1 protein-coding gene is annotated in these 838 nt (G+C 66.0%); it reads right to left on the bottom strand.

The genetic code is table 11. From position 1 onward, the window contains the following. The coding region (locus ACXJKR_RS33765; protein ID WP_457326578.1) for a DegT/DnrJ/EryC1/StrS family aminotransferase at positions 1–838 on the bottom strand (838 nt) is incomplete at both ends.

Raw genomic sequence — 838 nt, 5'->3', positions numbered from 1 at the left:
CATCGGCAGGCTCATGACGCGGTCTGCGGCTGCATTGCTGTGAGGCATGCTGGCGGCCGAGCATTCAGGCGTCTCGTAGGCGGGCTGGCGGTGCAGCGGGCGTGGATAGTGGACGGCGGTGGGAATGCCCTGCGCCTTCAGCGCAGCGATTACATCCCCGCGGTTGTCGACCTTCACGGTGTACTGAGCCCACACGCAGTCGCGATCGGCGGCCACTTCGAGCAGTTCCACCGGCGCTCCGCTGGCCCTGATCAATTCGGCGTAGCGGTCGCCCAGTTTCTTGCGCTGCGCGATCTCCCATTCGAAGCGTTCGAGCTTGCCCAGCACGACCGCGCATTGCAGCGTGTCCATGCGCCCGCCCACTCCCACACGAGTGTGCGTGTATCGCTGGCTCTGGCCATGCACTCGGATCTCGCGCATCGCCTGGGCGAGCGCGTCGTCATTGGTGAAGAGGGCCCCGCCGTCGCCGTAGCAGCCCAGCGGCTTGCTGGGAAAGAAGCTCGTCGCGCCGATGCGCGACACGTTGCAGCTCATCCGGCCCTTGTAGCTGGCCCCGAAGCTTTGTGCAGCGTCTTCGATGACCGACAGGCCGTGCCTTGCAGCGACCGTGTTGATCTCGTCCATATCGGCCACCTGGCCGTACAGGCTGACGGGCATGATGGCGCGAGTGGCGGGTGTGATCGCGGCTTCGAGGAGCGCCGGATCGATGTTGCAATCACCCGGCTTGATGTCGACATAGACCGGCTTGGCGCCCGCCAGCACGATGGTCTCCGCCGTGGCCGCGAAGGTGAACGGCGTCGTGATGACCTCGTGGCCCGGCCCGATGCCTTCTGCCATG

It is taken from the genome of Roseateles sp. P5_E11 (assembly GCF_054049355.1).
Note: the sequence above shows the minus strand (reverse complement) of the source record. Positions and strands in the feature narration are given on the sequence as shown.